Source organism: Citrobacter sp. CK195 (assembly GCF_030333365.1).
GTDB classification, from domain to species: domain Bacteria; phylum Pseudomonadota; class Gammaproteobacteria; order Enterobacterales; family Enterobacteriaceae; genus Citrobacter_B; species Citrobacter_B koseri.
In genome coordinates, this window is record NZ_JAOWGB010000016.1 from 1 (window position 1) to 19,290 (window position 19,290).

The following is a 19,290-nucleotide window of genomic DNA, read 5'->3' on the forward strand; positions in this document are numbered from 1 at the left end:
CAGGATTTTTCTCTTTAATCAACCGGCTGTTTGTGTGAAGTGATTCACATCCGCCGTGTCGATGGAGGCGCATTATAGGGAGTTCTCCGCAGGCCGCAATAGAAAAATGACAGAAAAATGACTGACTGCTGCATTCCCCAGCAAAACCCCGCCTTATACCCTTTTACACACAGAGTTATCCACAATCCTGGCGATCATTTCCTGAATCTCTCCTTAATAAAGACGCGCTCAATACAGGAATAAAAGGGTATCGAATGGAAAAAGAAAAATTCGCGAGCGTTGCGCAAACGTTTTCGTTACAATGCCACCGCAAAACAAGGATGCCCCGTAAGGGGCGTTAGCTGAGTTTTTCACGAAAAATTCAGCTAACGCTCTCTGTAATAGTCAAATCCAGGGGATTTACCATGCAACAACGTCGTCCAGTCCGCCGCGCTCTGCTCAGTGTTTCTGACAAGGCCGGTATCGTCGAATTCGCCCAGGCACTTTCCGCACGCGGTGTGGAGCTGCTGTCTACAGGGGGCACTGCCCGTCTGTTAGCAGATAAAGGTCTGCCGGTGACCGAAGTTTCCGATTACACCGGTTTCCCGGAAATGATGGATGGACGCGTGAAGACCCTGCATCCGAAAGTACACGGCGGTATTCTCGGTCGCCGTGGTCAGGATGACGGAATTATGGAACAACACGGTATCGCGCCAATCGATATGGTTGTTGTTAACCTGTACCCGTTCGCCCAGACTGTCGCTCGTGAAGGTTGCTCGCTGGAAGATGCCGTAGAGAACATTGATATCGGCGGCCCGACCATGGTGCGCTCCGCTGCCAAGAACCATAAAGATGTCGCTATCGTTGTAAAGAGCAGCGACTACGACGCCATTATTAAAGAGATGGATAGCAACGACGGTTCACTGACCCTTGATACCCGCTTCGATCTCGCCATTAAAGCCTTCGAACACACCGCTGCCTACGACAGCATGATTGCCAACTACTTCGGCAGCATGGTTCCGGCATATCACGGTGAAAGCAAAGAGGCTGCTGGCCGCTTCCCGCGTACCCTGAATCTGAACTTCATTAAGAAGCAGGATATGCGCTACGGCGAAAACAGCCACCAGCAGGCAGCCTTCTATATAGAAGAGAATGTGCAAGAAGCATCTGTTGCGACCGCGCAGCAGGTACAGGGCAAAGCGCTCTCCTACAACAACATCGCCGATACCGACGCGGCGCTGGAGTGTGTGAAAGAGTTCAGCGAGCCCGCCTGCGTCATCGTGAAGCACGCTAACCCGTGTGGCGTGGCGGTAAGCACTTCTATTCTCGACGCCTACGATCGCGCATACAAGACTGACCCGACCTCCGCATTCGGCGGCATCATCGCGTTTAACCGCGAACTGGATGCCGAAACGGCACAGGCCATCATCTCCCGTCAGTTCGTCGAAGTGATCATTGCGCCTTCCGCATCTGAAGACGCCCTGAAGATTACCGCCGCCAAACAGAACGTGCGCGTCCTGACCTGCGGCCAGTGGGCACAGCGTGTGCCGGGCCTGGACTTCAAACGCGTTAACGGCGGTCTGCTGGTTCAGGATCGTGACCTGGGTATGGTAACGGCAGGCGAACTGCGCGTGGTAACCAAACGTCAGCCGAGCGAGCAGGAACTGCGTGACGCGCTGTTCTGCTGGAAAGTAGCGAAGTTTGTGAAATCCAACGCGATTGTGTACGCGAAAGAGAATATGACTATCGGTATTGGCGCGGGCCAGATGAGCCGCGTTTATTCCGCGAAGATCGCCGGTATTAAAGCGGGCGATGAAGGACTGGAAGTAAAAGGTTCCGCAATGGCATCTGACGCGTTCTTCCCGTTCCGCGACGGTATTGATGCTGCGGCTGCTGTTGGCGTGAGCTGCGTTATCCAGCCCGGTGGCTCCATCCGTGATGATGAAGTCATTGCCGCCGCTGACGAACACGGCATTGCGATGATCTTCACCGACATGCGTCACTTCCGCCATTAATTCACGGAGCAGACAATGAAAGTATTAGTAATCGGCAACGGCGGGCGCGAACACGCCCTGGCGTGGAAAGCGGCGCAATCACCGCAGGTTGAAACCGTGTATGTCGCGCCAGGTAACGCCGGAACAGCGCTGGAACCGGCGCTGCAAAACGTCGCTATTGGCGTCACGGATATTCCGGCACTGCTGAGCTTTGCCCAGAACGAGAAGATCGATCTGACCATCGTCGGCCCGGAAGCGCCGCTGGTGAAAGGCGTGGTGGATACTTTCCGCGCCGCAGGCCTGAAAATCTTTGGCCCAACTGAAGGCGCCGCGCAGTTGGAAGGCTCCAAAGCCTTCACCAAGGATTTCCTCGCCCGTCACCAGATTCCGACGGCGGAGTACCAGAACTTCACGGAGATCGAACCCGCGCTGGCTTACCTGCGTGAGAAAGGCGCGCCGATCGTCATTAAAGCCGACGGACTGGCTGCCGGGAAAGGCGTGATTGTGGCGATGACGCTGATCGAGGCCGAAGCCGCAGTTCATGACATGCTGGCGGGTAACGCGTTTGGCGACGCGGGACACCGTATCGTGATCGAAGAGTTCCTCGACGGTGAAGAAGCGAGCTTCATCGTGATGGTCGATGGCGAACATGTGTTGCCAATGGCCACCAGCCAGGATCACAAACGCGTCGGCGATGGCGATACCGGGTTGAATACCGGCGGTATGGGCGCTTACTCCCCGGCGCCGGTGGTGACCGACGAGGTTCATCAGCGCACGATGGAGCGCATCATTTGGCCAACCGTAAAAGGCATGGCGGCGGAAGGCAATACTTATACCGGCTTCCTGTACGCTGGGCTGATGATCGATAAGCAGGGCAACCCGAAAGTTATCGAATTCAACTGCCGCTTTGGTGACCCGGAAACCCAGCCAATCATGCTGCGTATGAAATCCGATCTGGTTGAACTTTGTCTGGCTGCCTGCGACGGTAAGCTGGACGAGAAAACGTCTGAGTGGGATGAGCGCGCATCGCTCGGCGTGGTGATGGCGGCTGGCGGTTATCCGGGCGACTACCGCACAGGCGATGTGATCCACGGTCTGCCGCTGGAAGAGGTGGCGGACGGTAAGGTATTCCATGCCGGCACCAAACTGGCGGAAGATGACCGGGTCGTTACAAGCGGCGGTCGCGTACTGTGCGCCACTGCGCTAGGCCATACCGTTGCCGAAGCACAGCAGCGTGCCTACGCGCTGATGGCAGATATCCACTGGGATAACTGCTTTAGCCGCAAAGATATCGGCTGGCGCGCGATCGAACGCGAGCAAAACTAACGCTGACACCTCTTATCTGGCCTATGGAGAGCAACTGTAGGCCGGATAAGACGCAAGCCGCCATCCGGCAATCATCAGAACGTCTTCTCTATAGGTTGCCAGTGGCAGAAGTCTTCATTGGCCACCAGCAGCAGCTGGGAGCCATCAGGCGCCTCCAGCCATGCCACACTCACCTCTATCGATGAATGCTGCTGACGTCGCTCTATGTGGCTGATAGCCCACGCATCCAGGTCTGGTTTCAACGTTTCGCCTTCGCAGGTAGTTACCGTGCGGTCTGCATGCCAGCGTCCCTGACGCAGCACGACGCGTCCCTGACGCAATGCGTCACTGGTCTGGCGGATCTGATTGGCGCGATAGCGGTATAAGGCGATCTGGTCGCTGGAAAGCTGCTGCTTCTGCCCGTCGACTTCATGCTGCATAAAACTGAGCTCGCCATGATCGTCGAAGCGTGCGCGAATATGTTCAGAAGGTTTGCTGTAAATATTGAGTTCAATCAGGGAGAGCATGTCGCCCTGCCAGCGGTATTCGCTGGTTGTGGTGCTGCCGTTACGCCACGGGCTAAAGACCGAGAGCAGATGGACGCCATCGCTGGAATCTTTACGCCAGATGCGTACCGCACCCTGGTCGTCAACATAACCGCTGGCCGTAAACGGTGGAAGCGTCGTGTTATGGCTACAAGCGGACAGCAACAGCGCGCCTGCCAACGTCAGCATACGACGCCAGACAGACAAAAGGGGCGAGAGCGCCCCTTCATTAAAACTGTTCACTGCCACGCGAATTACTTAACTGCGTCTTTCAGTGCTTTACCAGAAACAAACGCCGGTACATTCGCTGCAGCGATTTTGATTTCTTTACCGGTCTGCGGGTTGCGGCCAGTACGCTCAGCGCGGTGGTTCACTTTGAAGGTACCGAAACCAACCAGTTGTACAGCATCGCCTTCTTTCAGAGACTCAGTAATAGCAGCCAGAGTGGATTCCAGAGCAGCTTTAGCCTGGGTTTTGGACAGTTCTGCTTTGTCTGCAATTACATCAATCAGTTGAGTCTTGTTCATAAGTTATCCTTACAATGTGTTTATCGCTTGCTAAGCATCGAGTGCGACGGAAATGCCAGAAAAGCACTCTCCTGCATACACGCACCGATAGCCACTTTTTTTCGCCCCCCAAATGTAGACCAGACGGGGGGCGGAAGGGAAGCCTCCAGGCACGACAAATCAGGCGTTAAATCACGTTTTCTGGTGTCATTGCTCAAAATTTATACCGATATTGCTCTCACCGGCCTCGCGCAGGTCTGCCCGAAGCCCTTTTATCAGCTCAATATCGCGTTCTTCGCAGTCGGCCAAAAGTCGGAATATTTCCCACTGAATGTCCCATTCCTGTTCAACAGCCGGGTTTTCTTTGAGCTCTTCATCGGTCATTTCTCGACCAGCCTGAGTCATTTCCAGCATCGCAACCGTGGTAATGGATGTCTTACTGACCTCAATGGCATGTTCCAGCGTTTCGCCACTGAGACGAGAATGCATTAACTCGCTTAATGCAACGCAGGCATCAATCGCCGGGTAAACGCCGTACAGATCAAAATCTGTCAGCAGCCGGAATCGCTTCCTCAAACTTTTCCAGCTGGCTGTCAAAATTGACCTTCGCATCTTTCACCGTCAGCGTTTCCCAGATGAGATCCAGGATTCGGCGGTACACCTGCCCATCGCCAAAACCCGTCTGCTGACAGAACATGGCATAGTTCGGATACATACGCTCGCACAAACAAGCCATAAAGGTGACGTGCTGCCAGCTTTCCAGGCGTTCCAGACGCAGATGAATCGGGTTTTGTAACATGTTGAATTCTCGAAATCAGAAATGAGCCGCAGTGTACCTGAATCAGCGGTGATTTGCTTGCCAGCGCACAAACGCCGGACGCTCTGATGCCACCGCATCCGCCCAGCGCGTCGGTTCCGGCAGACGGTAGCCTTGCATACAGCGCTGCACCCACGCCAACGCGCTGTCGGTACTCACGCGATGTCCGGTCGCGATAAACAGCGGGTTACAGCGCGCTTTGCTGCGCCAGACCCAGGCTAACTGCTCGCCTTTGTCCATCAGCGGGGCCAGCGCGCCAGGTTCGGCGGAAAGCGGCTCAAACTTGCCGCACAGCCGTTTTTTCGCTACGCCGATGGTGGGTACATCCATCATCAATCCAAAGTGGCTTGCCACCCCCAGACGACGCGGGTGGGAAATACCGTGCCCATCGACAAAGACTAAATCCGGTTTTTGCGACAGCTGTTCCCACGCAGCCAACAGCGCAGGATACTCGCGAAAGGAGAGGAAGCCGGGGATATACGGCATGGTAGTGGCGATACGCGCCACTTTGTATTCCACCAGTTCAAGCGCTGGATACGTCAACAGCACCATCGCCGCTCGCGTCACTTCCCCGCCCTGCTCGAACCCAACATCCGCCCCGGCGATCAGATCTGGCGGATCGTTATCAAGGTGATCCTCGCGGATCACCGACGAGGCGAGTTCAATTTGTTGAGCGCGTAGCGACGCGAGATCCATAATGACTCCTTAGCGGTGGTACTGTTCGGACAAGCGGTGTACCGCATCAACAAATGCGCCCGCGTGCTCCGGTGGTACATCCTGGTGGATACCGTGTCCAAGATTAAAGACGTGGCCTTCACCCTGGCCGAATCCGGCGAGAATCGTCGCCACTTCCTCTTCAATGCGCGCCGGTGGCGCATAGAGCATGGACGGGTCCATATTGCCCTGTAGCGCCACTTTATGGCCCACGCGACGGCGCGCGTCGGCAATATCGGTTGTCCAGTCGAGGCCTAACGCATCACACCCGGTTTCTGCCATCGCCTCCAGCCACTGGCCGCCACCTTTGGTGAATAACGTGACCGGTACACGGCGACCGTCATTTTCCCGCAGCAGACCATCAACGATTTTATGCATGTAATACAGCGAGAACTGCTGGTAATCGCGCCCCGTCAGCACGCCGCCCCAGGTGTCGAAAATCATGACCGACTGCGCGCCCGCTTTAATCTGCGCGTTGAGGTACAGAGTGACGCTTTTCGCCAGCTTATCGAGCAGCGCATGCAGCGCCTGCGGATCGGCATACATCATTTTTTTGATGACGGTAAAGGCTTTGCTGCTGCCGCCTTCCACCATGTAAGTCGCCAGCGTCCACGGACTGCCGGAAAAACCGATCAGCGGAACGTCACCTTTCAACTCGCGGCGAATCGTACGCACCGCGTTCATCACGTAGCCCAGTTCGTCTTCCGGGTCAGGAATCGGTAGCTTATCGACATCCGCTTTACAGGCGACTGGCGAAGTAAAGCGCGGGCCTTCCCCGGCCTCAAAATAGAGTCCCAGCCCCATCGCATCCGGGATGGTCAGAATGTCCGAGAAGAGGATCGCCGCATCAAGCGGGTAGCGCCGCAGCGGTTGTAGCGTGACTTCGCACGCCAGCTCAGCATTTTTGCACAGCGACATAAAATCGCCTGCTTGTGCGCGGGTGGCTTTGTACTCCGGCAGATAGCGGCCTGCCTGGCGCATCATCCATACCGGGGTAACATCAACGGGCTGGCGCAGCAGCGCACGCAGATAACGATCGTTCTTCAGTTCGGTCATTTTGCAGTTCCTTCATTGCGTCAGGGTGCCAGTGTACCATCACTCATACTCAGCCCGACACATTGCCACAGTATCTTCGATCAAACGACGCGCCACCGTGCCCGGCGGCGGCAATAACGGAAGATCGTCATAGCGATACCAGCCCGCCTCCAGCAGCTCTTTCGGGTCGATGACAATCTCGCCGCTGTCATACTCCGCCATAAACGCCGTCATCAGCGATTGCGGGAACGGCCAGGGCTGTGAGGTCACGTAACGCAGATTTTTCACTTTGATGCCGCTCTCTTCCATCACTTCGCGCGCAACCGCCTGCTCTAAGGTCTCCCCCACTTCCACAAACCCGGCCAGCACCGTATGAACACCGTTACGATGGCGCGTATGCTGGGCCAGTAAAATGGAATCGGCACGCCGGATGGCGACAATAATGCAGGGAGCAATCTGCGGATAGTAACGCTCGCGGCAGTGGCTGCACAGCATCGCCCATTCGGTCTTGCTCGGATACATGGGGTGGCCACAGTAACCGCAGAATTTGTGCGAACGGTAAAATTCCGCCAGCTGCACGCCCCGCCCCGCCAGTTGAAACAGGCCAACGTCCCGATCGATGACCTGCCGTACCGACCCCATATCATGCCGGCGATGCTGTAACACCAGCCAGACAGGCTCCCCTTCCCACTCGCCAATCAGGAGTGCGCGCTGCCCCACAAGATCGAAATTTGTCGCTTCGCCATATGGCAATTCTCCACGAGGCAACCATAATTTTTGCTCGTGACTGACGATCCACCAACCGTGATCTAATTTTTCAATAATACGATCCATAGCTCTTGCACTACCTTTGCTTCACTGGCATGTTGTTAACATTATATTTACATTTTTCAGGTGAGCAGTTTTAAATCTAAACTTGCGGAGTCAATCATGCTAAACCAGCTGGAAAGCCTGACGGAACACGTCGAAGGAAGTAATAAACTGGTTGATCGCTGGCTACATGTACGTAAGCACCTGCTCGTGGCTTACTACAATCTGGTTGGCATTAAGCCTGGCAAAGAATCGTACATGCGGCTGAATGAAAAAGCGCTGGATGATTTTTGTCAGGGCCTGGTCGACTACCTTTCCGCCGGACACTTCAGTATTTATGAACACATTATCCGAGAAATGGAAGAGGGAAACCCGCGTTCGACCGCAACGCGCCTCCATTCATTGCTGGAAGCCAATACTCAACAGATCATGGAATATTACGACTCCAGCCTGGAGAACGCGATCGATCACGATAATTATGCGGAATTTCAGCAAGTGCTCTCCGACATCGGCGAAGCGCTGGAAGCGCGGTTTACGCTGGAAGATAAACTCATCCTGCTGGCCTTCGACAATAATCTAACGCTTAATGCCCAGGATGAAAGCGGAATTGCACGGCCTGCTTGAGTTATGAATCAGTAACGAGTAATTTACATCCATTGCCCCGTCGCCGGGGTTACATCTTGTCGGAGTGCCGTGTGTGAAAACACAGGCTGAGACCGTTAATTCGGGATCCGCGGAACCTGATCAGGCTAATACCTGCGAAGGGAACAAGAGTAAACTGCTTTATGCGTCAGCCTGTACGGGCAACGCGCATCCATTACTCCATCCGTCGTCTGACAAGCCACGTCCTTCACTTTTTGGAATGAGCTATGTCTGCAACAAAATTGACTCGCCGCGAACAACGCGCCCAGGCCCAACACTTTATCGACACCCTGGAAGGCACCGCCTTTCCGAACTCAAAACGTATTTATATTACCGGCTCACAACCGGACATCCGCATTCCGATGCGTGAAATCCAGCTAAGCCCCACGCTCATCGGCGGCGGCAAAGATAATCCGCAATACGAAGAGAACGAAGCCATCCCGGTCTATGACACCTCTGGCCCCTATGGCGATCCTGATGTCGCCATTAACGTTCAGCAGGGCCTGGCAAAACTGCGTCAGCCCTGGATTGAGGCTCGTACAGACAGCGAAGAATTGACCGACCGTAGCTCGGCGTACACCAAAGAACGTCTGGCCGATGATGGACTGGACGAGCTGCGTTTTACAGGGCTGCTCACGCCGAAGCGCGCCAAAGCGGGCAAATGCGTAACGCAACTGCACTATGCGCGTCAGGGGATTGTAACCCCGGAAATGGAGTTCATCGCTATCCGTGAAAACATGGGTCGTGAGCGCATTCGCGGCGATGTGTTACGCCAGCAGCATCCGGGCGTTGGATTTGGCGCGCGCCTGCCGGAAAACATCACGCCGGAATTTGTTCGTGACGAAGTGGCCGCCGGTCGCGCGATTATCCCGGCCAACATCAACCACCCGGAATCCGAACCGATGATCATCGGACGCAACTTCCTGGTGAAGGTCAACGCCAATATCGGCAACTCAGCGGTCACTTCCTCCATTGAAGAAGAGGTGGAAAAACTGGTGTGGTCAACGCGCTGGGGCGCAGATACGGTGATGGACCTCTCAACCGGTCGCTATATTCACGAAACCCGCGAGTGGATCCTGCGTAACAGCCCGGTACCGATCGGCACCGTGCCGATCTATCAGGCGCTGGAGAAAGTGAACGGGATCGCCGAAGATCTCACCTGGGAAGCCTTCCGCGACACGCTGCTGGAGCAGGCGGAACAGGGCGTCGATTACTTCACCATCCACGCGGGCGTGCTACTGCGCTATGTGCCAATGACCGCAAAACGTCTGACCGGTATCGTCTCGCGCGGCGGTTCGATCATGGCGAAATGGTGCCTCTCTCACCATCAAGAAAACTTCCTCTACGCGCACTTCCGCGAAATCTGCGAAATCTGCGCCGCTTACGATGTCTCGCTGTCGCTGGGCGACGGCCTGCGTCCGGGATCAATTCAGGATGCGAACGACGAAGCGCAGTTTGCCGAGCTGCACACGCTGGGCGAGCTAACCAAAATTGCCTGGGAGTACGACGTGCAGGTGATGATTGAAGGCCCTGGCCACGTACCGATGCAGATGATCCGCCGTAACATGACCGAAGAGCTGGAACACTGCCACGAAGCGCCGTTCTACACCTTAGGGCCACTGACCACCGATATTGCGCCGGGCTACGACCACTTCACCTCCGGTATTGGCGCGGCAATGATTGGCTGGTTTGGCTGCGCCATGCTCTGCTACGTAACGCCAAAAGAGCACCTCGGCCTGCCGAACAAAGAGGATGTGAAACAGGGGCTGATCACCTACAAAATCGCGGCGCATGCCGCCGACCTGGCAAAAGGCCATCCTGGCGCGCAAATCCGCGATAACGCCATGTCGAAAGCCCGCTTTGAGTTCCGCTGGGAAGACCAGTTTAACCTGGCGCTTGACCCGTTCACCGCCCGCGCCTACCACGACGAAACCCTGCCGCAGGAATCCGGTAAAGTGGCGCACTTCTGTTCCATGTGCGGCCCCAAATTCTGCTCAATGAAGATCAGCCAGGAAGTCCGCGACTACGCGGCGGCGCAGACCATCGAGGTAGGAATGGCGGATATGTCAGAAAACTTCCGCGCCAAAGGCGGTGAAATCTATCTCAGGAAGGAGGAAGCATAATGTATCAGCCCGATTTCCCGGCGGTGCCTTTCCGCCTGGGGCTTTATCCGGTCGTTGATAGCGTGCAATGGATCGAACGCTTGCTGGAAGCGGGTGTCCGCACCCTCCAGCTACGTATCAAAGACAAGCGCGACGAAGAGGTGGAGGACGACGTATCAGCCGCTATCTCGCTGGGCCGCCGCTACAATGCCCGCCTGTTCATCAATGACTACTGGCGACTGGCGATCAAGCACAACGCTTACGGGGTGCATCTCGGTCAGGAAGATCTGGAAACCACCGACCTGAAGGCGATTCAGGCTGCCGGGCTGCGCTTAGGCGTTTCCACCCACGATGACATGGAAATCGACATAGCGCTGGCGGCCAGACCGTCTTATATCGCACTCGGCCACGTATTCCCGACGCAAACCAAACAGATGCCGTCCGCGCCGCAAGGACTGGAGCAGCTGGCGCGCCATATTGAACGTCTTGGCGATTACCCCACCGTTGCCATCGGCGGGATCAGCCTCGAACGCGCCTCGCCGGTGCTGAAAACCGGCGTGGGCAGTATTGCCGTCGTCAGCGCCATTACCCGGGCGGAAGACTGGCGCGAAGCAACGGCGCAGTTACTGGCAATCGCGGGGGCTGGCGATGAATGATCGCGACTTTATGCGCTACAGCCGACAAATTTTGCTCGGCGATATCGCCATTGAAGGACAGCAAAAATTGCTTGCCAGCCGGGTTCTGATTGTCGGGCTGGGCGGTTTGGGTTCCCCTGCGGCGCTCTATCTGGCGGGCGCTGGCATCGGTACGCTGGTTTTAGCCGACGATGACGAAGTGCATCTGAGCAATCTGCAACGGCAAATCCTGTTCACCACAGATGATATTGCCCGCCCTAAATCCCTGGTGACAAAGCAGCGGCTGGCGCGGCTGAACCCGGATATTGAACTGCTGGCGTTACAGCAGCGCCTCACTGGCGATGCGCTCCGCCATGCGGTTGAGCGCGCCGATGTGGTGCTCGACTGTACCGACAACATGGCGACCCGTCAGGAGATCAACGCCGCCTGCGTCGCGCTGGATACTCCACTCATTACCGCCAGCGCCGTCGGCTTTGGCGGCCAGTTGATGGTGCTGACGCCGCCCTGGGAACAGGGCTGCTACCGCTGCCTGTGGCCGGATGATGAAGAACCGGAACGCAACTGCCGCACGGCAGGGATCGTCGGCCCCGTTGTCGGCGTGATGGGAACATTACAGGCGCTGGAAGCCATCAAGTTACTGAGCGGGATGGACATCCCCGGCGGCGAGTTGCGGTTATTCGATGCCAAAACCAGCCAGTGGCGCAGTCTGGCATTGCATCGCGCCAGCGGTTGTCCGGTATGCGGAGGGCGTCATGCAGATTCAGTTCAATGATGAACCTATGCAGTGCGCTGACGGCCTGTCCGTTATCGATCTGCTCACTCAGCTTAACCAACTGAAACCAGGGGCGGCGCTGGCGCTGAATCAACAGATCCTGCCGCGTGAACAGTGGGAACAGCAAATCGTGCAGGAAGGCGACCAGATCCTGCTTTTTCAGGTTATTGCAGGGGGTTGATATGTTACGTATTGCAGATAAAACGTTTGATTCACATCTGTTCACCGGCACGGGGAAATTTGCCTCTTCACAGCTGATGGTCGAGGCGATTCGCGCTTCCGGCAGCCAGCTGGTCACGCTGGCGATGAAACGCGTGGATTTACGCCAGCACAATGACGCAATTCTGGCGCCGCTTATTGATGCCGGGGTAACGCTGCTTCCCAATACTTCCGGTGCGAAAACAGCGGAAGAAGCCATCTTCGCCGCGCAACTGGCGCGGGAAGCCCTGGGCACACACTGGCTGAAACTGGAGATTCACCCCGACGCGCGCTGGCTGCTGCCGGACCCTGTCGAAACGCTGAAAGCCGCAGAAGCGCTGGTAAAACAGGGGTTCGTCGTGCTGCCCTACTGCGGCGCCGACCCGGTGTTGTGCAAACGTCTTGAGGAGGTTGGCTGCGCCGCCGTCATGCCGCTCGGTGCGCCCATTGGTTCAAATCAGGGGCTGGAGACGCGCGCGATGCTGGAGATCATCATCCAACAGGCCACCGTTCCGGTGGTGGTCGATGCCGGAATCGGCGTTCCCAGCCACGCCACACAGGCGCTGGAAATGGGCGCCGACGCGGTACTGGTGAATACGGCGATTGCGGTAGCAGATGATCCGGTGATGATGGCGCAGGCTTTTCGCCTGGCGGTTGAAGCCGGAGTTATGGCGCGTCGGGCCGTACCCGGAACGCGCAGCAGTTACGCTCAGGCCACCAGCCCGCTCACCGGATTTCTGGAGGCTTCGGCATGAAAACGTTCACCGACCGCTGGCAACAGCTGGACTGGGACGATATTCGCCTGCGCATCAACAGCAAAACCGCCGCCGATGTGGAACGGGCGCTTAACGCCACGCAACTTAGCCGCGACGACATGATGGCGCTGCTTTCACCCGCCGCCAGCGACTATCTGGAACCGTTGGCCCAACGTGCGCAGCGCCTTACCCGTCAGCGCTTTGGCAATACCGTCAGTTTTTATGTGCCGCTGTATCTCTCCAATCTGTGCGCCAACGACTGCACTTACTGCGGCTTTTCCATGAGTAACCGCATTAAGCGCAAGACGCTGGATGAAACAGAAATAGGCCGTGAATGCGAGGCGATTCGCGAGCTGGGTTTTGAGCATCTCCTGCTTGTCACTGGCGAGCACCAGGCCAAAGTCGGCATGGACTATTTTCGTCGTCATTTGCCCGCTATCCGTCGCCAGTTTTCTTCACTCCAGATGGAAGTGCAGCCGCTGGCGGAAGAAGAGTATAGCGAGTTAAAAACACTGGGGCTTGACGGCGTGATGGTCTACCAGGAGACCTACCATGAGGCGATTTACGCACAGCACCATCTGAAAGGGAAAAAGCAGGATTTCTTCTGGCGGCTGGAAACCCCGGACAGGCTGGGTCGGGCAGGTATCGACAAAATTGGTCTCGGCGCGTTGATTGGGCTGTCTGACAGCTGGCGTGTGGACTGCTACATGGTAGCCGAGCATCTGCTCTGGATGCAGAAGCATTACTGGCAGAGCCGCTACTCTATCTCCTTCCCTCGCCTGCGACCGTGTACTGGCGGCGTCGAACCCGCCTCCATCATGGATGAGCGCCAGTTGGTGCAAACCATTTGCGCATTTCGTCTGCTGGCGCCGGAGATTGAGCTGTCGCTCTCAACGCGCGAATCGCCGTGGTTTCGCGATCACGTTATTCCTTTGGCGATTAATAACGTCAGCGCATTTTCAAAAACGCAGCCAGGCGGCTATGCCGATAATCATCCCGAGCTGGAGCAGTTTTCTCCTCATGACGATCGCCGACCAGAAGCCGTTGCTAATGCACTGACCGCACAGGGGTTACAGCCCGTCTGGAAAGACTGGGATAGTTATCTGGGGCGAGCTTCGCAAACATAATGCACGAACGTGACACGGCGTAATTTTTTTGCGCGCCAGTGCGTAATACAAAAAACGGGAGATTGTCGTCAGGCTCCCGTTTTTTTATGTTGTCGTGGTCGGCAGCGGACGCTGACCAGGGCGAAAAATTCCTTCCTCATTTCGCCCTGCCTTCACATCTGGTCAGACGGTCTTTGCAGACCCCATCGGATTACTGCAACCGGTTTCAGTTTTTGTGTGATGCTTTACACACATTCACTTTAAGACGGTTGTTCTCCCCCCGGCCACAGGCTAAAGATGAAGAACCAAGGGAACCGTGAGAGCCGATTATGAAGAATATCGTTTTATGCTGTGCCGCCGGGATGTCCACCAGCATGCTGGTACAACGGATGAAAGACGCCGCGCAGAAGAAAGGGGTTGAAGTCAGTATCAAAGCTGTTCCGGTGGCTGAATTTAAAGAAAACATCGCCACTGCGGATATTGTTTTGCTTGGCCCTCAGGTCAAGTATGAACAGGCGAAATTACAGGCGCTTGCCGACCCCTTAGGTAAAAAGGTCGCGGTTATCGACATGATGGATTATGGCATGATGAAAGGCGATGCCGTGCTGGAAAAAGCCCTCAAGCTCATGGAGTAATAGCATGGAAGAGTTAGAGACGATCATCATGGAGCTGCTGGTCAACGCAGGCGCAGCCCGTAGTTCGGCACTGACCGCACTGCAACTGGCGCGAAAAGGCGATTTTGCTGGCGCCGAGAAAGCGATGGAAGAGTCGCACGAGTTTGTCAAACTGGCACACGGCATCCAGACAAAGCTGATTGGGATTGATGAAGGAACCGGAAAACTGCCTGTTAATCTGATCACCGTTCATTCCCAGGATCATCTGATGAACGCAATGGTTATTCAGGATTTGGCGGGGGATATGATTGAGCTTTATCGTCGGTTGCCGCTGGTGAATTAAGACCCGTTGCCGGATGGCGGCTACGCCTTATCCGGCCTACAAGTTCAACCCGTATCCGTAGGCCTGATAAGCAAAGCGCCATCAGGCATAAAAAAACCCGCCGAAGCGGGTTTTTTTATTATGGTCAGCAACGATTAATCGTTATCAGAACCGCCCAGGCCTGCGTTCAGCAGTTCTGCCAGGCTGGCAGACGCATCTTCAGCAGTCACCTGCGGTGCAGCCGGGAGTTCACCCGCAGCACGGCGGCGCATACGATCCTGGTGGTACGCATAACCGGTACCAGCCGGGATCAGACGACCCACGATAACGTTCTCTTTCAGGCCACGCAGTTCGTCGCGTTTACCCGCAACGGCTGCTTCGGTCAGGACACGCGTGGTCTCCTGGAACGATGCCGCAGAGATGAAGGACTCGGTTGCCAGAGACGCTTTGGTGATACCCAGCAGATCGCGGGAGAACGTTGCACCCACTTTGCCGTTCGCTTCCAGGTCGCGGTTAGCGATCTTGACGCGGGAGTATTCAACCTGCTCGCCTTCCAGGAAGTCGGAGCTACCTGCGTTTTCGATGGTGGCTTTACGCAGCATCTGACGAACGATAACTTCGATGTGTTTATCGTTAATCTTAACGCCCTGCAAACGGTATACGTCCTGTACTTCGTTAACGATGTAACGAGTAACAGCATGAACACCACGCAGACGCAGAATGTCGTGCGGCGCTTCCGGGCCGTCGGAAACCACGTCACCACGTTCTACACGTTCACCTTCGAACACGTTGAGCTGACGCCATTTCGGAATCATCTCTTCGTACGGCTCGCTACCGTCTACCGGGGTGATAACCAGACGACGTTTACCTTTGGTTTCTTTACCGAAGGAAATGATGCCGCTGATTTCAGCCAGGATTGCCGGCTCTTTCGGACGACGCGCTTCGAACAGGTCAGCAACGCGCGGCAGACCACCGGTAATATCCTTGGTACCGCCGGATTCCTGCGGAACACGCGCCAGGGTGTCACCAGAACTGATCTGTACGCCATCTTCCAGCTGAACAATCGCTTTACCCGGCAGGAAGTACTGCGCAGGCATATCGGTGCCAGGAATCAGAACGTCGTTACCCTGAGCATCAACGATTTTCAGCGCCGGACGCAGGTCTTTACCACCCGTAGTACGCTCTGCGGAATCCAGGACCACCAGAGAAGACAGACCGGTCAGCTCGTCAGTCTGACGAGTAATGGTCTGGCCGTCGATCATGTCAGTAAAGCGAACGAAACCACTTACTTCGGTGATAACCGGCATGGTGTGCGGGTCCCAGTTTGCAACGGTTTCGCCGCCGGCAACCTGCTCGCCATCACCTTTCGCCATAACAGAGCCGTAAGGCACTTTATAGCTCTCTTTGGTACGACCGAATTCGTCGATCAGTTTCAGCTCGGTGTTACGGGAGGTGATAACCAGTTTACCGCTGGAGTTCACAACCGACTTCGCATTGCTCAGACGGATGCTACCTTTGTTTTTCACCTGGATGCTGGATTCAGCAGCCGCACGAGATGCCGCACCACCGATGTGGAACGTACGCATCGTCAGCTGTGTACCCGGCTCACCGATGGACTGTGCCGCGATAACGCCGATAGCTTCACCTTTGTTGATGATGTGGCCACGCGCCAGGTCACGACCGTAGCAGTGCGCACATACACCAAAGTCGGTGTCACAGGATACAACGGAACGCACTTTAACGGCGTCAACAGAGTTCTCTTCCAGCAGGTCACACCACTGTTCGTGCAGCAGCGTGTTGCGCGGAACCAGAATATCTGCGGTGCCCGGCTTCAGTACGTCTTCAGCAGTCACACGACCCAGTACGCGATCGCGCAGCGGCTCTTTAACGTCGCCACCCTCGATAACCGGAGTCATCAGGATACCTTCGTGAGTGCCGCAGTCGTCTTCAGTTACCACCAGATCCTGCGCAACGTCAACCAGACGACGAGTCAGGTAACCGGAGTTCGCTGTTTTCAGTGCGGTATCCGCCAGACCTTTACGCGCACCGTGAGTGGAGATGAAGTACTGGAGTACGTTCAGACCTTCACGGAAGTTCGCGGTGATTGGCGTTTCGATGATGGAGCCATCTGGCTTCGCCATCAGACCACGCATACCAGCAAGCTGACGAATCTGTGCCGCAGAACCACGCGCACCGGAGTCGGCCATCATGTAGATGCTGTTGAAGGAAACCTGCTGCTCTTCCTGACCGTCACGGTTAATCACGGTTTCGGTCTGTAGGTTGTCCATCATCGCCTTGGATACACGATCGTTCGCCGCAGCCCAGATATCGATAACTTTGTTATAGCGTTCGCCCGCTGTTACCAGACCAGACTGGAACTGTTCCTGGATCTCAGCAACTTCGGCTTCCGCTTCGGAGATGATCTCGTGTTTCTTCTCCGGGATAACCATATCGTCGATACCAACGGATGCACCTGAACGCGCTGCATAAGCAAAGCCGGTGTACATCGTCTGGTCCGCAAAAATAACGGTCGGTTTCAGGCCCAGAATACGGTAGCAGGTGTTCAGCATTTTAGAGATGGCTTTCTTACCCAGCGCCTGGTTGACGATGGAGAAAGGCAGACCCTTCGGTACGATCATCCATAGAATGGCACGGCCGATGGTCGTGTCTTTCAGGCTGGTTTTCGCTACGAATTCGCCGTTAGCATCTTTTTCGTATTCGGTGATACGCACTTTAACGCGCGCATGCAGAGAGGCCAGGCCAGCGCGATAAATACGCTCAGCTTCTTTCGGGCCAGTCAGCACCATGCCTTCGCCTTTGGCGTTAACACAGTCACGGGTCATGTAGTACAGACCCAATACAACGTCCTGAGACGGAACGATGATAGGTTCGCCGTTCGCCGGGGACAGGATGTTGTTGGTAGACATCATCAGCGCACGCGCTTCCAGCTGGGCTTCCAGCGTCAGCGGTACGTGAACAGCCATCTGGTCACCATCGAAGTCGGCGTTATATGCCGCACAAACCAGCGGGTGCAGCTGGATAGCTTTACCTTCGATCAGTACCGGTTCAAATGCCTGGATACCCAGACGGTGCAGTGTTGGCGCACGGTTCAGCAGTACCGGGTGTTCGCGGATAACTTCGTCCAGGATATCCCAAACGACAGCTTCTTCACGCTCAACCATTTTCTTCGCGGCTTTGATGGTGGTGGCGAGCCCACGCAGTTCCAGCTTGCCGTAGATGAACGGTTTGAACAGCTCCAGCGCCATTTTCTTCGGCAGACCGCACTGATGCAGACGCAGGTACGGACCTACGGTAATGACAGAACGACCGGAGTAGTCAACACGCTTACCGAGTAGGTTCTGACGGAAACGACCCTGTTTACCTTTGATCATGTCGGCCAAAGATTTCAGAGGACGTTTGTTAGAACCGGTGATCGCACGACCGCGACGACCGTTATCCAGCAGGGCGTCAACCGCTTCCTGCAACATACGTTTTTCGTTACGTACGATGATGTCCGGCGCAGCCAGATCCAGCAGACGTTTCAGACGGTTGTTACGGTTGATCACGCGACGATACAGATCGTTCAGATCCGACGTTGCGAAACGACCACCATCCAGCGGAACCAGCGGACGCAGATCTGGCGGCAGAACCGGCAGAACGGTCAGGATCATCCACTCTGGTTTGTTACCAGACTGAACGAACGCTTCCAGCAGTTTGATACGCTTGGTCAGCTTTTTACGCTTGGTTTCGGAGTTGGTTTCGTTCAGCTCTTCGCGCAGAGTTTCACACTCTTGCTCCAGATCCATGCTCTTCAGCAGGGCCTGAATAGCTTCCGCACCCATCTTCGCGTCGAATTCGTCACCGAACTCTTCCAGCGCGTCCAGATACTGTTCTTCAGTCAGGATCTGCTGGCGTTCCAGATTAGTCATACCGCCTTCGATAACCACATAGGATTCGAAGTACAGCACGCGTTCGATATCGCGCAGCGGCATATCGAGCAGCAGGCCGATACGAGACGGCAGAGATTTCAGGAACCAGATGTGAGCAGTCGGGGACGCCAGCTCGATGTGGCCCATACGCTCACGGCGTACTTTAGTTTGGGTCACTTCAACGCCGCACTTCTCACAGATCACACCACGGTGTTTCAGGCGCTTGTACTTACCGCACAGGCACTCGTAATCTTTTACTGGCCCGAAGATACGGGCGCAGAAAAGGCCGTCACGCTCAGGCTTGAACGTACGGTAGTTGATGGTTTCCGGCTTTTTAACTTCACCGAAAGACCATGAACGGATCATGTCTGGCGAAGCCAGAGCAATTTTGATCGCATCAAACTCTTCGGTTTTAGTTTGCGCTTTCAGAAACTTTAATAAGTCTTTCACGGATTTGCTCCCGTCGGAGTTAGCACATTCCGCTGCCGGGTATTACCCCGGCAGCAGTGA

Annotated in this window: 17 protein-coding genes, 1 pseudogene and 1 riboswitch; of the genes and pseudogenes, 11 read left to right on the top strand and 7 right to left on the bottom strand. The window is 55.7% G+C overall.

The window, feature by feature from the left end; genetic code table 11:
* Positions 1 to 404 precede the first annotated feature (404 nt).
* Together purH and purD are read left to right on the top strand one after the other, a co-directional pair.
* The gene (gene purH / locus OGX93_RS00670) at positions 405 to 1,994 is read left to right on the top strand and encodes a bifunctional phosphoribosylaminoimidazolecarboxamide formyltransferase/IMP cyclohydrolase (RefSeq protein ID WP_214319217.1); all 1,590 of its coding nucleotides are present in this window, start codon (positions 405 to 407) and stop codon (positions 1,992 to 1,994) included.
* Positions 1,995 to 2,009: 15 nt separating this feature from the next.
* Entirely contained in the window at positions 2,010 to 3,299 is a 1,290-nt protein-coding gene (gene purD / locus OGX93_RS00675) for a phosphoribosylamine--glycine ligase (protein ID WP_047459738.1), read from the top strand.
* A 74-nt stretch (positions 3,300 to 3,373) separates the two neighbouring features.
* On the opposite strand, the gene OGX93_RS00680 is transcribed toward purD, so the two are convergent.
* From OGX93_RS00680 to nudC, 6 genes and pseudogenes are all read right to left on the bottom strand, one after another.
* Complete coding sequence (locus tag OGX93_RS00680; RefSeq protein ID WP_286448906.1) at positions 3,374 to 4,066, bottom strand: DUF1481 domain-containing protein; 693 nt, start codon at positions 4,064 to 4,066, stop codon at positions 3,374 to 3,376.
* 11 nt (positions 4,067 to 4,077) lie between these two features.
* Positions 4,078 to 4,350 (bottom strand): nucleoid-associated protein HU-alpha, encoded by a 273-nt coding sequence (hupA, locus tag OGX93_RS00685; protein WP_001044509.1) that lies wholly within the window; start codon positions 4,348 to 4,350, stop codon positions 4,078 to 4,080.
* Between the two features lie 186 nt (positions 4,351 to 4,536).
* A pseudogene (locus OGX93_RS00690) lies at positions 4,537 to 5,128 on the bottom strand (YjaG family protein).
* Positions 5,129 to 5,170: 42 nt separating this feature from the next.
* Entirely contained in the window at positions 5,171 to 5,842 is a 672-nt protein-coding gene (gene nfi / locus OGX93_RS00695; RefSeq protein ID WP_199972412.1) for a deoxyribonuclease V, read from the bottom strand.
* A gap of 9 nt (positions 5,843 to 5,851) precedes the next feature.
* On the bottom strand, positions 5,852 to 6,916 hold the full coding sequence (gene hemE / locus OGX93_RS00700) for a uroporphyrinogen decarboxylase (protein ID WP_012133798.1): 1,065 nt from the start codon (positions 6,914 to 6,916) through the stop codon (positions 5,852 to 5,854).
* Between the two features lie 39 nt (positions 6,917 to 6,955).
* Positions 6,956 to 7,729, bottom strand: coding sequence for an NAD(+) diphosphatase (nudC, locus tag OGX93_RS00705; protein WP_047459742.1), 774 nt, complete (start codon positions 7,727 to 7,729; stop codon positions 6,956 to 6,958).
* Positions 7,730 to 7,825: 96 nt separating this feature from the next.
* Here nudC and OGX93_RS00710 point away from each other — a divergent pair, with 96 nt between their 5' ends.
* The 9 genes from OGX93_RS00710 (at position 7,826) to OGX93_RS00750 (ending at position 14,872) form a co-directional block, all read left to right on the top strand.
* Positions 7,826 to 8,329, top strand: coding sequence for an Rsd/AlgQ family anti-sigma factor (locus tag OGX93_RS00710; RefSeq protein WP_012133800.1), 504 nt, complete (start codon positions 7,826 to 7,828; stop codon positions 8,327 to 8,329).
* A gap of 50 nt (positions 8,330 to 8,379) precedes the next feature.
* A riboswitch (TPP riboswitch) is annotated at positions 8,380 to 8,489 on the top strand.
* An 85-nt stretch (positions 8,490 to 8,574) separates the two neighbouring features.
* Complete coding sequence (gene thiC, locus OGX93_RS00715; RefSeq protein ID WP_286448900.1) at positions 8,575 to 10,470, top strand: phosphomethylpyrimidine synthase ThiC; 1,896 nt, start codon at positions 8,575 to 8,577, stop codon at positions 10,468 to 10,470.
* Positions 10,470 to 11,105: a thiamine phosphate synthase gene (gene thiE / locus OGX93_RS00720; protein WP_104867918.1), complete on the top strand. Its 636-nt coding sequence runs from the start codon at positions 10,470 to 10,472 to the stop codon at positions 11,103 to 11,105. Before thiC ends, thiE begins: the two co-directional genes overlap by 1 nt.
* Positions 11,098 to 11,856 carry a HesA/MoeB/ThiF family protein gene (locus OGX93_RS00725; protein ID WP_058668397.1) on the top strand — a complete coding sequence of 253 codons (759 nt, stop codon included), beginning with the start codon at positions 11,098 to 11,100 and terminating at the stop codon, positions 11,854 to 11,856. The genes thiE and OGX93_RS00725 overlap by 8 nt, the downstream gene beginning before the upstream one ends.
* Positions 11,837 to 12,037: a sulfur carrier protein ThiS gene (thiS, locus tag OGX93_RS00730; protein ID WP_012133804.1), complete on the top strand. Its 201-nt coding sequence runs from the start codon at positions 11,837 to 11,839 to the stop codon at positions 12,035 to 12,037. The genes OGX93_RS00725 and thiS overlap by 20 nt, the downstream gene beginning before the upstream one ends.
* A gap of 1 nt (position 12,038) precedes the next feature.
* The gene (gene thiG, locus OGX93_RS00735) at positions 12,039 to 12,809 is read left to right on the top strand and encodes a thiazole synthase (protein ID WP_012133805.1); all 771 of its coding nucleotides are present in this window, start codon (positions 12,039 to 12,041) and stop codon (positions 12,807 to 12,809) included.
* Complete coding sequence (gene thiH / locus OGX93_RS00740; RefSeq protein WP_012133806.1) at positions 12,806 to 13,936, top strand: 2-iminoacetate synthase ThiH; 1,131 nt, start codon at positions 12,806 to 12,808, stop codon at positions 13,934 to 13,936. The genes thiG and thiH overlap by 4 nt, the downstream gene beginning before the upstream one ends.
* A gap of 308 nt (positions 13,937 to 14,244) precedes the next feature.
* Positions 14,245 to 14,550: a PTS sugar transporter subunit IIB gene (locus tag OGX93_RS00745; protein ID WP_012133808.1), complete on the top strand. Its 306-nt coding sequence runs from the start codon at positions 14,245 to 14,247 to the stop codon at positions 14,548 to 14,550.
* Between the two features lie 4 nt (positions 14,551 to 14,554).
* Positions 14,555 to 14,872, top strand: a complete 318-nt coding sequence (locus OGX93_RS00750) for a PTS lactose/cellobiose transporter subunit IIA (RefSeq protein ID WP_104867919.1) — start codon at positions 14,555 to 14,557, stop codon at positions 14,870 to 14,872.
* A gap of 134 nt (positions 14,873 to 15,006) precedes the next feature.
* Here OGX93_RS00750 and rpoC read toward each other — a convergent pair whose 3' ends face one another.
* Positions 15,007 to 19,230 carry a DNA-directed RNA polymerase subunit beta' gene (gene rpoC / locus OGX93_RS00755; RefSeq protein ID WP_012133810.1) on the bottom strand — a complete coding sequence of 1,408 codons (4,224 nt, stop codon included), beginning with the start codon at positions 19,228 to 19,230 and terminating at the stop codon, positions 15,007 to 15,009.
* Between the last annotated feature and the right edge of the window lie 60 nt (positions 19,231 to 19,290).

What these genes read in the sequence shown, in the direction of transcription:
- hemE (WP_012133798.1), bottom strand. Translation starts at nt 6,916, where the DNA reads ATGACCGAACTGAAGAACGATCGTTATCTGCGTGCGCTGCTGCGCCAG.
- hupA (WP_001044509.1), bottom strand. Translation starts at nt 4,350, where the DNA reads ATGAACAAGACTCAACTGATTGATGTAATTGCAGACAAAGCAGAACTG.
- nudC (WP_047459742.1), bottom strand. Translation starts at nt 7,729, where the DNA reads ATGGATCGTATTATTGAAAAATTAGATCACGGTTGGTGGATCGTCAGT.
- thiE (WP_104867918.1), top strand. Translation starts at nt 10,470, where the DNA reads ATGTATCAGCCCGATTTCCCGGCGGTGCCTTTCCGCCTGGGGCTTTAT.
- purD (WP_047459738.1), top strand. Translation starts at nt 2,010, where the DNA reads ATGAAAGTATTAGTAATCGGCAACGGCGGGCGCGAACACGCCCTGGCG.
- thiG (WP_012133805.1), top strand. Translation starts at nt 12,039, where the DNA reads ATGTTACGTATTGCAGATAAAACGTTTGATTCACATCTGTTCACCGGC.
- nfi (WP_199972412.1), bottom strand. Translation starts at nt 5,842, where the DNA reads ATGGATCTCGCGTCGCTACGCGCTCAACAAATTGAACTCGCCTCGTCG.
- OGX93_RS00710 (WP_012133800.1), top strand. Translation starts at nt 7,826, where the DNA reads ATGCTAAACCAGCTGGAAAGCCTGACGGAACACGTCGAAGGAAGTAAT.
- thiH (WP_012133806.1), top strand. Translation starts at nt 12,806, where the DNA reads ATGAAAACGTTCACCGACCGCTGGCAACAGCTGGACTGGGACGATATT.
- thiS (WP_012133804.1), top strand. Translation starts at nt 11,837, where the DNA reads ATGCAGATTCAGTTCAATGATGAACCTATGCAGTGCGCTGACGGCCTG.
- thiC (WP_286448900.1), top strand. Translation starts at nt 8,575, where the DNA reads ATGTCTGCAACAAAATTGACTCGCCGCGAACAACGCGCCCAGGCCCAA.
- OGX93_RS00745 (WP_012133808.1), top strand. Translation starts at nt 14,245, where the DNA reads ATGAAGAATATCGTTTTATGCTGTGCCGCCGGGATGTCCACCAGCATG.
- OGX93_RS00750 (WP_104867919.1), top strand. Translation starts at nt 14,555, where the DNA reads ATGGAAGAGTTAGAGACGATCATCATGGAGCTGCTGGTCAACGCAGGC.
- purH (WP_214319217.1), top strand. Translation starts at nt 405, where the DNA reads ATGCAACAACGTCGTCCAGTCCGCCGCGCTCTGCTCAGTGTTTCTGAC.
- OGX93_RS00725 (WP_058668397.1), top strand. Translation starts at nt 11,098, where the DNA reads ATGAATGATCGCGACTTTATGCGCTACAGCCGACAAATTTTGCTCGGC.